Here is an 11,735-nt window from a genome sequence, read left to right as displayed (position 1 = left end):
GTGTTCGAACAGATGTTCGTCGCGCAGCGCCGGGGAAGCAACCCGCCACGCCGAACTGCCCTAGCCTCTCACGCCACCGAAGGGGTGTGAGCCACGATGACGCCATGGAACTCTCGTTGGAACCGCTGATCGAGGCGACGCAAGGGCTCATCCGCAGCGTCGATGGGCTCTCGGAGGACGACCTTGCAGCGCCTTCGGCACTTCCCGGGTGGTCGCGCGCGCATGTGGTCGCGCATCTGGCGTTGAACGCCGAGGGGTTGTCCGGAGTGCTGGAGGGACTGCTCGAGCACGAGGACGTACCGATGTATGCCTCGCCCGAGTCTCGCGACGCCGACATCGAGGCGCTGGCCGTGGCGGTCCCACCCGAGATGCGCGAGCGTTTCCTGGGCTCGACGACTCGCTTCGTCGATGCCGTGGTGGACGTGGCCAAGGGCGGCTGGGTCGGCACCTTCTGGCGTACGCCCGGTGGCGAGCAACTCCCCCGCGTCAATATTCCGGCGATGCGGTTGCGTGAGGTGGAGGTGCATCACGCGGACCTGTTGTGCGGTTATGGCGCTGCGTCGTGGCCGCCATCATTTGCGTCTGGGCTCTTCGAGGAGGTCGTGGCGGATCGTGCTTCCGGACCCGGGGCGGTGTTGCGTACGCCCACCGGCGACGTGACGCTCGCCGGCGGCGGACCCGAGGTGACCGGCTCTGTCCCGGACCTGACCTGGTGGCTGCTTGGGCGCGGGTCTGGCGAAGGGCTCACTGGCGACCTGCCTACCCTGGGGCCATGGCGATGAGTGCGTACGACGGCAAGGTCAAGCCCGGCGGGGACCCGCAGACGTTCACGGCCGGTTGCCTGACGGTGACCAAGCTGGCCGTCGACCCGGAGATGTCCAACAACTGCTATCTGCTGGCCTGTGAGGACGATCTCGTGCTGATCGATGCGGCCGACGACTCCGCTGCCCTGCTCGCCCTGATCGACGGGCGCCCGGTGTCCTCGATCGTGACGACTCATCAGCACTGGGACCATCACCGGGCGCTCGCTTCCGTAGTCGCGTCCTCTGGTGCCACCACGGTTGCCGGCATCCCGGACGCGGACGCGATCACCGAGCAGACCGGTGTGGCGATCGATCGCCGCGTGGGCGCCGGGGACTCCGTGCCGATCGGGGCTTGTTCCCTCACGGTGATCCCGATTGCCGGCCACACCGCGGGGTCGATCTGTCTCTATCTCGAAGCCTCCGACGGATCGCACCATCTCTTCACCGGCGACTGCCTCTTCCCTGGCGGGGTCGGGGCGACGTTTGGCGAGGCTGCCGCGTTCGACCAGTTGATCGGCGAGGTGGAGACCAAGTTGTTCCCGCTCCCCGACGACACGCGCTTCTATCCTGGCCACGGCAACGACGGCATGCTCGGGGACGAGAAGCCGTCGCTGGAGGAATGGCGCGAGCGCGGCTGGTAGGTCAGGCGAAGATTACTCTCCTCCGCCTTCGGGGTACATCGAACACACTTGGCCTTGCACCGAGACAGTGGCCAGGAAGTCCAACGATTCCGTGCGGGGATTGACTTCAATGACAGTCACGGACTCACCGGGCGCTAGCGGACCGAGGGGAGTCAGCGTCCAGAGAGCCGTGGCAAATCCGTAACTGTTCGGAGCCTCCACCGTGGACGTGAAGGGGTTGGGACTGCCGGTCAACCCTAGGAGCGTCTCGTCGTAGGCCAGCGTGACAGTGGTCGTGACCTCAGGCTCCCCATCGGACCAAAACACCCTGGCGTCCTTCACCTCGATGTTGAAGTAACCAGCGGGCAGAGTCTCGGCAGCGATGTTCGTCACCGTAATTGTGCGCTGGCGCCCGGTCCCCCAACCGTTGCTGTCATAGGTCCATTGACCCGCTGCCGAGACTGAGATCGGGCTGCACAGCGAGGCCGAGCCCGCCGTGGCGGGGGCAGACGTGGCGAGGACCACAGCGGGGGCGCTCCACGCCGCTCCGCGAGTCAGTTGGCGACGGTTGAGGCGACGTTCGGGCGTGGGAGACATACTCACCGGTCAACAGTAAGTCGAACGGTCGTCCCGAGAAATTTCAGAACCCAACTTGCAGGAACCGTGACGTAGGCGGCGGTCGGCTTGCGTGGCTGCACCCTGCGTCAAGCGTCCCGACGTCAGCCGTTGTAGGTGACGCGCAACTTCTCCGACGCCGGATGCGCCTGGCACGCCAGGCGGATGCCGTCGGCGAGGTCGGCGTCATCGAGCACCTCGTTGTTGGCGAGCGTGACCTCGCCCTCCAGCACCATGCAAGCGCAGGCCGAGCACTGGCCCAGCCGGCAGGAGTACGGCGCCTCGATGCCCTTGGACTCCAAGAACTCCAACAGGGATTCCTTGCCGGACCAGTCGACGAAGGAGTAGGTCTCACCGTCGAGTTCGGCCTCGACCGCGATCGGGCCGGGGAAGTGGTCTCGACTCTGCTCGACCGAGTCTGCGGACTGCTCGACCGTATCGCCGCCTTCGGCTGTGCTGTGCTCCGCATCATCGGCCTCGGCCAACGTACGGGCCGCAAGCTTGCACTTCCTCGACGTCGCCGAACACGTTGCCGCCCAGCGAGACGAACTTCTCCTGGTGTCGCCGTTCGCGCGGGAAGTCCAAGGAGCGCAACGCGTCCGAGACCGCCTTCATGAAGGGCGCCGGACCGCAACAGAAGGAGGTCCAGGTGTCGTACGTCGAGGCGTACGCGCGCAACTGCTCCATCGACGGCAACCCCTGCACCGACTCCAGCCAATGCACCACCTGGAGCCGATCGGGGAATTCGAGCGACAGCGCCGCCAACGCCGAGGCGAAGATCACCGAGCGTTCGTCGCGGTTTGCGTAGAACAACACGACCCGTCCGGTGCCGTCGCGCAGCACTGTGCGCAGAATCGACATGATCGGGGTGATCCCCGACCCGCCTGCCCACAACAACAGGTCGTCGTCCAGCGACTTGGGCGAGAAGATCCCTGACGGGGGCAGCACGCGGACCGTGTCACCCACGGCCAGGTTGTCGTTGATCCAGTTGGAGGCGTACCCGTCAGCCGTACGCTTCACCGCCACCCGCAGCGCCTCGCCAGGAGGCACACACAGCGAGTAGCACCGTGCGGCCAAGCCGGTCTCGTCCGAGGGAACGCCGAGCGTCAGGAACTGTCCCGGCTTGAACGCGAACTCCGCCTCGGCGCCCTCCGGCACCGAGAACTCGACCGACACCGCGTCGTCGATCTCGTGGGTCACCTCGGTGACGGTCAGGAAGTAGGACTCCTCACCAGCCATCTTCTGCTCCGATCGTCACCGCGCCGTCGCGTACCGCACCCTCGATGGAGGCGGCCAGGCGCTCACAGCGCTGGTAGATGTGCCGACCGCCCGACTCAGCCGCCATCCGGGCGAACTCCGGACACTGCGACGGACCGTCCTCGCCCCACTGGATCGAGGTCTGGTGATCGCTGTTCTTCTTCACGCGTACGTGCACCAGGCAGTCCAGACACGCCACATCCACCAGGCGCGCTTCGGTGTAGAGGCGCTGGTCCTCGTACGTGTCGTTCGAAAGGGGCGCGAAGGAGACCATCAGGCCTCCGCGTGGTTTCGAGACGCCGGCTGCGCCGGCTCCTCAACCAGCGGTTCGACGTCCGGGTGGTTTCGAGACGCCGGCTGCGCCGGCTCCTCAACCAGCGGTTCGGCGTCCTGGGCCGCCTTCGCGGCCAGGTTCTCGGCCACCTCGGCGCGCCAGTATTCGTTGGCCTTGGTCGTGTCGACCTCGAACTCGAAACGCTCCTGCATCTCGGGCGTCACCTCGGCCACGTCGACGTAGAACTGCTCGTACCAGCGACGCAACTGATAGACCGGCCCGTCCTCCTCGCACAGCAGCGGGTTCTGCACCGGGGCCTTGTTGAGCCAGATCTGGACGTCCTGCATGAAGCCGTCGCCGAACATCTGGGAGTACTTGTCGCCGATGTACTTCGTCGTCTTCGCGTCGATGCCCTCAGGCTTGAGCACCTTGAGACCGAACATCAACTTGAACGAGTTGTTGGAGGTCGGGATGTGGCAGTTGATCAGCACGACGTCGGTAATGAAGCCCTTGTAGTCGTTCTTGAGCCAGTTCACCATGAACGCCGGACCGAAGTACGTCGCCTCGGACTTCAGCAGTAGCGACTCGTCGCCGTACCCCTCGCCGATCTTGTCCGGACGGCCGGTGGACTCCATGAACTGCGAGGCCTGGGTGCCCTCGAAGACATTGCGGAAGTACGTCGGGAAAGCGAAGTGGATGTAGAAGAAGTGCGCCATGTCCACGACGTTGTCGACGATCTCGCGACAGTGGGCGGTCGGGACGTCGAGGACGTTCCAGTTCCAGTCGGTATAGACCTCGGGGTCCATGATCCCTTCGAGTTCGGGCGGCGCGATCTCAAGGTCGGCAGCCGAGCCCTCGGGGTCGTGCCAGACCATCAGCAGACCGTTGCGCTCCAGCGTCGGATAGTTCTGCGTGCGCGCGCGCAGAGGCACCCGGCGGGCGTACGGGATCGACTTGCACTTGCCGTCGCCACCCCAGCGCCAGTCGTGGAACGGGCAGGCGATCTCGTCGCCCTTCACGGTGCCTTGGGTCAGGTCGCCGCCCATGTGGCGGCAATAGCCGTCGAGCACGTGGACGTTGCCCTGGGTGTCGGACCACACCACCAACTTGCCGCCGAACGCCTCGACGGAGTGCGGCTTGCCGTCGCGGAAGTCGGCGATCGGACCGAGACAGTGCCAGCCACGCGCGAAGCGCTCCGGCGGAAGTCCGCGGTCAAGGGCGCGGGTGCTGTTGGGCATCGGGGGTCCTCCATCTGGGTTGGTCTCGACTCTGCTCGACCGACTGCTGGGTTGGTCTCGACTCTGCTCGACCGACCCGTGCTCTCAATACTAGAACACGTTATAGTTTTGAGCGTGGCTTTGCACCTCGACTTGACTCCAGAACAGGTCCGACTGCGCTCAGAACTCACCGAATACTTCGAGACTCTGCTCACACCGGAGCGTCGCGCCGGTCTTTCGGCGATGAGTGGCGAGTTCGGGGACACCGAGACGTACAAGTCCGTGATCCGTCAACTCGGCACCGACGGCTGGCTCGGGATCGGCTGGCCGAAGGAGTACGGCGGCCAGGACCGGCCGATGATCGAGCAGTTGATCTTCACCGACGTGGCGGCGGTGGCAGGCGTACCTATCCCCTACCTCACGCTCAACACCGTGGGGCCGACGATCATGCATTACGGCACCGACGAGCAGAAGGCGTACTTCCTGCCGAAGATCCTGGCGGGCGAACTGCACTTCTCGATCGGCTATTCAGAGCCGGAGTCGGGCACCGATCTGGCCTCGCTCAAGACCCGCGCGGTGCGAGAGGGCGACGAATGGGTGATCAACGGCCAGAAGATGTGGACGTCGTTGATCCAGTACGCCGACTGGCTCTGGCTGGCGTGTCGCACCGATCCGGACCTGCCCCGCCACAAGGGCCTGTCGATGATCCTGGTTCCGGCCGACGCGCCCGGCGTGTCGTACACCCCTGTCCACACGGTCGCAGGCGTGGACACCAGCGCGACCTATTACCAGGACGTACGCGTGCCCGCGAGCAACCTGGTCGGGGATCTCAACGGCGGCTGGCGGCTGATGACCAACCAGCTCAACCACGAGCGGGTCGCGCTGACGTCGGCCGCGCCCCTACGGCACTCGATCAAGTTGGTCGTCGACTGGGCCAGCGAGACGACGCTGCCCGATGGTCGACGGGTGATCGACCAGGAGTGGGTGCAAGGACTGCTCGGCCGAGCACATGCGCGAGCAGAAGCGCTGGCGCTGATGAACTACAAACTCGCGACCGACGCCGACCACGGGATTGCGCTCTCGCCTGCGGACGCGTCCGCGATCAAGATCTACGGCTCCGAGCTGGCGACCGAGGTCTATCGGACGTTGATGGAGATCGTCGGACCCGGCGCGCTCGTCACCGCCGACTCCCCAGGCGCCGCGATCACGGGCCGCCTCGAGCGCTTCTTCCGCTCGTCGTTGGTGATGACCTTCGGCGGTGGCACCAACGAGATCCAACGCGACATCATCGGCTATGTGGCCCTCGGGCTGCCGTTCGAGAAGAGGGCCTGATGGACTTCACCTTCACCCCAGAATCCGACGAGGCTGTGGCCCTCGTACGCAGCATCCTCGGTGAGCAATGCTCCCCCGCCATGCTCAAAGCGCTCGAAACGCAGGGCGATCGATATGACCTAGACGTGTGGAACACGTTGGCCGACGCCGGACTGCTCTCACTCTCCTTGGCCGAGCAGTGGGGCGGTGCCGGCCTCGGGCTCGTCGACGCGTGCCCGGTGATCGTCGAGTGCGGTCGGGCACTTGCCCCGGCGCCGGTCGCGACGCATATCGCCGCTGCGCAATTGGTCGCAGAGCTCGGCAGCGACGAACAGCAGCACCTCTGGCTCTTCGGCGCCGCCACCGGTGAGCGCCGGTTCAGCGCCGCGGTGGCCGAGGATCTCGCGTTTGCGCCCGCGTTGCCGCAGGTGCGCGCCGTACGCCGCGGCGAGTCTTGGGCGCTCACCGGCACCAAGACGCTGGTACGCGCCGCTGCGCACAGCGACGCCATTCTGGTCACCGCGAACACCGATGACGGGGTCGGCGTGTTCTTGGTGGAGGCGCTCGCGGACGGCATGGAGATTGCCGACCAACACACCAGTGATCGCGACCGCGCGGGCCTGGTCACCTTCGCCGACACGACCGCAGAACTCGTCGGCTCCCTCGACGGCAGCACGGTCACCCGACTTCACGACCTGCTCGCGGTGACCTCGTGCGCAGAACTCCTCGGGATCACCGAAGGCGCCCTGGCACTGACGGCGTCGTACGCCACCACGCGCGAGCAGTTCGGTCGCCCGATCGGCACCTTCCAAGGTGTGCGTCACCGCCTGGCCGACGGACACATCGACGTGCTCGGCCAACGACTCACGCTGTGGCAGGCGGTGTGGCGCGTGGCCGAGGGCCTGCCCGCCACCACGGAGGTCGCGACGGCCCTGCTCTGGGCCGCCGACGCCGCTCACCGCGTCGCGCACACCGCCGTACACGTCCACGGCGGCGTCGGCATCGATCTCGACGGCGAGGCACACCGATACTTCACTGCCGCGAAGCGCTGGGAATTCACCTTCGCAGGTGCGACGGCTCAGGCCCTCACGATCGGTCGTGCGCTGGCAGACGGCTGAATCGTCTTCGCCATACTGACTCCGTGCTCGAAGACCGCATCCGCCAATGGCGACCCGATCTCCTCACCGCGCTCGCGAGTGCGTACGGCTCTGAGCGGGCCGAGCACATCGCCGATCGCCTGATCGCGATCGCGCGCGAGGTGCACGACCAGCGCCCCGACGATCTCCACGAACTCGATCAGCGACGCCTGGCCGAGCCCGACTGGTTCCAACGGTCCTCGATGCTGGGCTACGCGGCGTACGCGGATCGATTCGCCGGCACACTCGCGGGTGTCGGTAAGCACGCGGCGTACCTCCAGGACCTGGGAGTCACCTACCTGCATCTGATGCCGCTGCTCACTCCGCGACCAGCGCCCAGTGACGGCGGGTACGCGGTGCAGGACTATCGCTCGATCCGAGCGGACCTCGGCGATATCGACGATCTGCGCGGGCTCACCGCCCTGCTGCGCCGACACGGCATCAGCGTGTGCCTCGACCTGGTGCTCAACCATGTGGCGCGCGAACACGAATGGGCCGTCGCGGCGCGGGCGGGCGACGTGGCCAAGCGGCAGTTCTTCCACGTCTTCTCGGATCGCCGCACCCCCGACACGTACGAGGAGACACTCCCCGAGGTCTTCCCGGACTTTGCACCGGGCAACTTCACCTGGGACGCCGACGTGAACGGCTGGGTGTGGACGACCTTCAACGACTATCAGTGGGACGTCAACTGGGCCAACCCGGATGTGCTGTGTGAGTACGCCTCGATCGTCGGATTCCTGGCGAACCTTGGCGTCGAGATTCTTCGGCTGGACGCGATCGCGTTCATCTGGAAGCGCCTGGGCACCACGTGTCAGAACCAGCCCGAGGTCCACGACCTCACGCAAGCCCTGCGTACGTTTGCCCGGATCGCCTGCCCAGCCCTGCTCTTCAAGGCCGAGGCAATCGTCGGGCCGGCGGACCTTCCGGCCTATCTCGGTGTGGGGTCGCATGTTGGCAAGGTCAGTGATCTGGCGTACCACAACAGTCTGATGGTGCAGATCTGGTCGATGCTCGCGTCCGGGTCGGCTTCGGTCGGGACCCTCGCCTTGCAGGGGCTACCCCAGCCGCCATCGACGACCTCGTGGATCACCTACGTCCGCTGCCACGACGACATCGGCTGGGCGATCGACGACACCGATGCCTGGCGGGCGGGTGTGGACGGAGCGAGCCACCGACACTTCCTGTCCTCGTGGTACTCGGGCGAGTTCCCGGGGTCATGGGCTCGTGGCCTGGTCTTCCAGGAGAATCCTGCCACGGGCGACCGGCGGATCTGCGGGATGGCGGCGTCGCTGGCCGGTGTCGAGTGCGGCGATCCGTACGGCGCCGACCGGGTGCTGTTGGCGTACGCCATCGCACTGTCGTTCGGTGGTCTCCCGGTGCTGTGGATGGGCGACGAGATCGGCCTGCTCAACGATCCGGATTGGGCCGGCGAGCCGGGGCATGCCGAGGACAACCGGTGGGTGCATCGGCCCCGGATGCCGTGGGGTTCGCCGCCGGTCTCAGAAGGAATCGCCACCGGGCTGGCCTCTCTGGTCGGCGCTCGGCGAGAACTGCCCGAATTGCACGCCGCCACTCCGACCGAGATCTGGGATCCCCGCGACGACGGGGTGCTGTTGGTCGTACGCCGGGCCGCGCACGGCCCCATCCTCTGTGCGGCCAACGTAACGGCAACCGAACGCTGGATCGAGGCCGATGTGCTGCACTGGCTGGGCCTGCACCGCCCCGGACTGGTTCGACGCGCTCGGCACCGTCGACCTGGTCGAGGGCCGGGTGCGACTCGCGCCGTACGCAGCCGCGTGGCTCTATGTGAAGGAATGAGATGAACGAGCGACCTGTCACCCTGCGAGAGCAACTCTTGGCGTTGGCGCACGACGAGGGCGTGGGCGTCAGGTTCGGCTCCGCGTCGTGGTCCTGGCGCAGGCACATCGCGGGTGCCGACCGCCGTGCCCGTGCGCTCGCGTCGATGCTGTCGCCCGATCGGCCGCCGCACGTGGGACTGCTGATGGACAACACCCCTGAGATGGTTTCGCAGCTCGCCGCAGCTGGGCTGGGTGGGCATGTGGTCGTGGGTCTCAACACCACTCGGCGGGGTTCGGCCTTGGCGGCTGACATCGCGGCTTCGGATTGTCAGGTGATCGTCACCGAACCCGGCCCGGCGGCGTTGCTGGACGGCCTGTCCTTGGACATCCCGGTGATCGACGCGTCGACCCACAACTGGGAGGCGGGCCCGTCCTGGTGGGCGGCTTCGATCGATCCTGACACGCTCTTCATGTTGATCTTCACCTCGGGCACCAGCGGCGACCCGAAGGCCGTACGCGTCACTCACGAGAAGGTGACGGTGCCGGGCGTCCTGCTCTCTGGGCGCTTCGGCCTCACCCACGACGACTGCTGCTATCTGTCGATGCCGCTGTTCCACTCCAACGCCGTGATGGCCGGCTGGGCGTTGGCGGTCGCGTCGGGCGCCACGATGGGTCTGGCCAAGAAGTTCTCGGCCACGCACTTCCTCGACGACGTGCGGGAGTACGGCGCGACGTACGCCAATTACGTCGGCAAGCCGCTGTCGTACGTGCTGGCGACCCCGGCACGGGCCCAGGACGCGGAGAACCCACTGCGTCTCGTGTTCGGCAACGAGGCCAACGAGCGCGACATCGCGGCGTTCGCCTCACGGTTCGCGTGCGAGGTGGTGGATTCGTACTCCTCGACGGAGAACGCGGTGATCGTGCAGCGCCTCCCGGGGATGCCGCCGGGGTCGCTGGGTCGCGGCCTACCGGGAGTCGAGGTGCTGTCCTCCGACACCGGAGAGCGCGTACCCGACGCCGTCTTCGATTCGACCGGGGCGTTGCTCAACGGTGACGAGGCGGTCGGCGAACTGGTGAACACCTCCGGCGCGGGCGCCTTCGCGGGCTACTACAACAACGAGGCGGCCGATCTGGAGCGGATGCGCGGCGGGATGTACTGGTCCGGGGACCTGGCCTATCGCGATGCTTCCGGGTGGCTCTACTTTGCGGGTCGTACGGCTGACTGGCTGCGCGTCGACGGCGAGAACCTCGCCGCCGCACCGATCGAGCGGATCCTGATGCGACACGCCTCGATCGCCCAAGCTGCGGTGTACGCCGTGCCGGACGACTCGGTGGGCGACCAGGTGATGGCCGCGCTGTGGCTGGCGCCCGAGGCTGCTTCGAGTTCGCAGGACGCGCCCCGCGCTGGCTTGACCCCCGAGGAATTCGAGACCTTCCTCGCGGCGCAAGACGACCTGTCCGGCAAGGCGTGGCCGCGGTTCGTACGCCTGCTCGACGAGCTCCCGCAGACCGCGACACACAAGATCCTCAAGCGGGAGCTGGCCCGGGGTGGGGCGAGCGCGGCGACGTGGGTGCGCGCCGAGCGCGGCACGTCCTACTCCCCCACGTGAGTCAGCGCGGGAGGGCGGCGACGGCGGCCTCGTACTCCGCGACCAACTGCGCGATCACGTCGGCGACGGGGCGTACGTCGTTCATCCGGCCCACGATCTGACCTACGGGCATGGAGACCGTGTCGGGATTGTCGCCGGAGTTCATCCGGTTGTGCGCGTCGGCTACGAGCAGGTTCTGCAGCGGCATCGGCAGGGGCGAGGGGGCATCGGATGCGGCCCATGCCTCGGTCCACTTGGTCTTGAGAAGCCGGGCAGGTTTGCCGGTGTAGACCCGCGTACGCACGGTGTCGGCCGAGCTCGCGCGCAGCAGGCCGTCACGGATGCCGGTGCCGGACGAGAGGTCGTACTCCTCCACCGTCAGCCACATCGAGCCCGTCCACACACCCTGGGCTCCGAGCGCCAACGAGGCCGCGACTTGACGGCCGGAGCCGATCCCGCCGGCACCGAGGACGGGTACGGACGGGCCGACCGCGTCGACGATCTCGGGAGTCAGCACCATCGAGGCGATCTCGCCTGTGTGCCCACCGGCCTCATAACCCTGGGCGACGATCACGTCGACGCCGTTGGCCACGTGTGACAACGCATGCTTGGCCGCGCCGGCGAGTGCCGCGACCTTCACGCCGGCCGCGTGCGCCTGCTCGATCACGTCGACCGGCGGCGACCCCAGCGCGTTGGCGATCAACACCGGTCGGTGCGCCAGCGCCACGTCCACATGCGAGCGCGCGACCGAGTGCAACCACCCCAACACGCCCTCGCGACCCTCTCCCTCGGGCAGGGGCGGCACGCCGAGTTGCTGCAACGTGCGCTCCACGAACGTCACGTGCTCGGGCGGAATCATCGCCTTCAGGTCGACCGCCGCGCCCTCGGTCGGGATCTTCATCGGCATCACGACATCGACGCCGTAGGGCAAGCCGTCGGTGTTGTCGTCGAGCCAGGTCAGGGTCTTGTCGAGCTCGTCGGGGTCGTTGAAACGGACGCACCCCAGCACGCCCAGACCGCCCGCGCGCGACACCGCCGCGGCCACCTTCTCCGAGGGAGTGAAGGCGAAGATCGGCAGTTCGATGCCGAAGAGGTCACAGATAGGGGTACGCAT

General features: G+C 67.0%; 12 protein-coding genes. 6 read left to right on the top strand and 6 right to left on the bottom strand.

Annotated features, from left to right (window positions below; genetic code table 11):
* Nucleotides 1-104: 104 nt before the first annotated feature.
* Both V9G04_07000 and V9G04_06995 read left to right on the top strand, forming a co-directional pair.
* Nucleotides 105-782, top strand: coding sequence for a maleylpyruvate isomerase family mycothiol-dependent enzyme (locus tag V9G04_07000; protein MEI2713037.1), 678 nt, complete (start codon nucleotides 105-107; stop codon nucleotides 780-782).
* Nucleotides 773-1,444 (top strand): MBL fold metallo-hydrolase, encoded by a 672-nt coding sequence (locus V9G04_06995; protein MEI2713036.1) that lies wholly within the window; start codon nucleotides 773-775, stop codon nucleotides 1,442-1,444. The genes V9G04_07000 and V9G04_06995 overlap by 10 nt, the downstream gene beginning before the upstream one ends.
* A 12-nt stretch (nucleotides 1,445-1,456) precedes the next feature.
* Here the strand turns inward: V9G04_06995 and V9G04_06990 are convergent, their stop codons facing one another.
* From V9G04_06990 to V9G04_06970, 5 genes are all read right to left on the bottom strand, one after another.
* Nucleotides 1,457-1,816, bottom strand: a complete 360-nt coding sequence (locus V9G04_06990; GenBank protein MEI2713035.1) for a hypothetical protein — start codon at nucleotides 1,814-1,816, stop codon at nucleotides 1,457-1,459.
* Nucleotides 1,817-2,142: 326 nt separating this feature from the next.
* Nucleotides 2,143-2,523: a 2Fe-2S iron-sulfur cluster binding domain-containing protein gene (locus V9G04_06985; GenBank protein MEI2713034.1), complete on the bottom strand. Its 381-nt coding sequence runs from the start codon at nucleotides 2,521-2,523 to the stop codon at nucleotides 2,143-2,145.
* Nucleotides 2,507-3,277 carry an FAD-binding oxidoreductase gene (locus V9G04_06980; GenBank protein MEI2713033.1) on the bottom strand — a complete coding sequence of 257 codons (771 nt, stop codon included), beginning with the start codon at nucleotides 3,275-3,277 and terminating at the stop codon, nucleotides 2,507-2,509. Before V9G04_06980 ends, V9G04_06985 begins: the two co-directional genes overlap by 17 nt.
* Nucleotides 3,267-3,569, bottom strand: a complete 303-nt coding sequence (locus V9G04_06975) for a hypothetical protein (protein MEI2713032.1) — start codon at nucleotides 3,567-3,569, stop codon at nucleotides 3,267-3,269. The genes V9G04_06980 and V9G04_06975 overlap by 11 nt, the downstream gene beginning before the upstream one ends.
* Nucleotides 3,569-4,807 (bottom strand): Rieske 2Fe-2S domain-containing protein, encoded by a 1,239-nt coding sequence (locus tag V9G04_06970; GenBank protein MEI2713031.1) that lies wholly within the window; start codon nucleotides 4,805-4,807, stop codon nucleotides 3,569-3,571. The genes V9G04_06975 and V9G04_06970 overlap by 1 nt, the downstream gene beginning before the upstream one ends.
* A gap of 114 nt (nucleotides 4,808-4,921) precedes the next feature.
* Here V9G04_06970 and V9G04_06965 point away from each other — a divergent pair, with 114 nt between their 5' ends.
* Genes V9G04_06965 through V9G04_06950 form a run of 4 tightly spaced genes read left to right on the top strand, consistent with a single transcriptional unit; the run spans nucleotide 4,922 to nucleotide 10,642 of the window.
* Nucleotides 4,922-6,118 carry an acyl-CoA dehydrogenase family protein gene (locus V9G04_06965; protein MEI2713030.1) on the top strand — a complete coding sequence of 399 codons (1,197 nt, stop codon included), beginning with the start codon at nucleotides 4,922-4,924 and terminating at the stop codon, nucleotides 6,116-6,118.
* Nucleotides 6,118-7,215, top strand: a complete 1,098-nt coding sequence (locus tag V9G04_06960; protein MEI2713029.1) for an acyl-CoA dehydrogenase family protein — start codon at nucleotides 6,118-6,120, stop codon at nucleotides 7,213-7,215. Before V9G04_06965 ends, V9G04_06960 begins: the two co-directional genes overlap by 1 nt.
* 23 nt (nucleotides 7,216-7,238) lie before the next feature.
* Complete coding sequence (locus tag V9G04_06955) at nucleotides 7,239-9,056, top strand: alpha-amylase family protein (protein MEI2713028.1); 1,818 nt, start codon at nucleotides 7,239-7,241, stop codon at nucleotides 9,054-9,056.
* The gene (locus tag V9G04_06950) at nucleotides 9,053-10,642 is read left to right on the top strand and encodes an AMP-binding protein (protein MEI2713027.1); all 1,590 of its coding nucleotides are present in this window, start codon (nucleotides 9,053-9,055) and stop codon (nucleotides 10,640-10,642) included. Before V9G04_06955 ends, V9G04_06950 begins: the two co-directional genes overlap by 4 nt.
* Nucleotide 10,643: 1 nt before the next feature.
* On the opposite strand, the gene V9G04_06945 is transcribed toward V9G04_06950, so the two are convergent.
* Entirely contained in the window at nucleotides 10,644-11,735 is a 1,092-nt protein-coding gene (locus tag V9G04_06945) for a nitronate monooxygenase family protein (GenBank protein MEI2713026.1), read from the bottom strand.

Source organism: Nocardioides sp. (assembly GCA_037045645.1).
In the GTDB taxonomy this organism is placed as follows: domain Bacteria; phylum Actinomycetota; class Actinomycetes; order Propionibacteriales; family Nocardioidaceae; genus Nocardioides.
The sequence above is the reverse complement of the archived record's forward strand: the minus strand, read 5'-3'. Positions and strand labels throughout refer to the sequence as shown.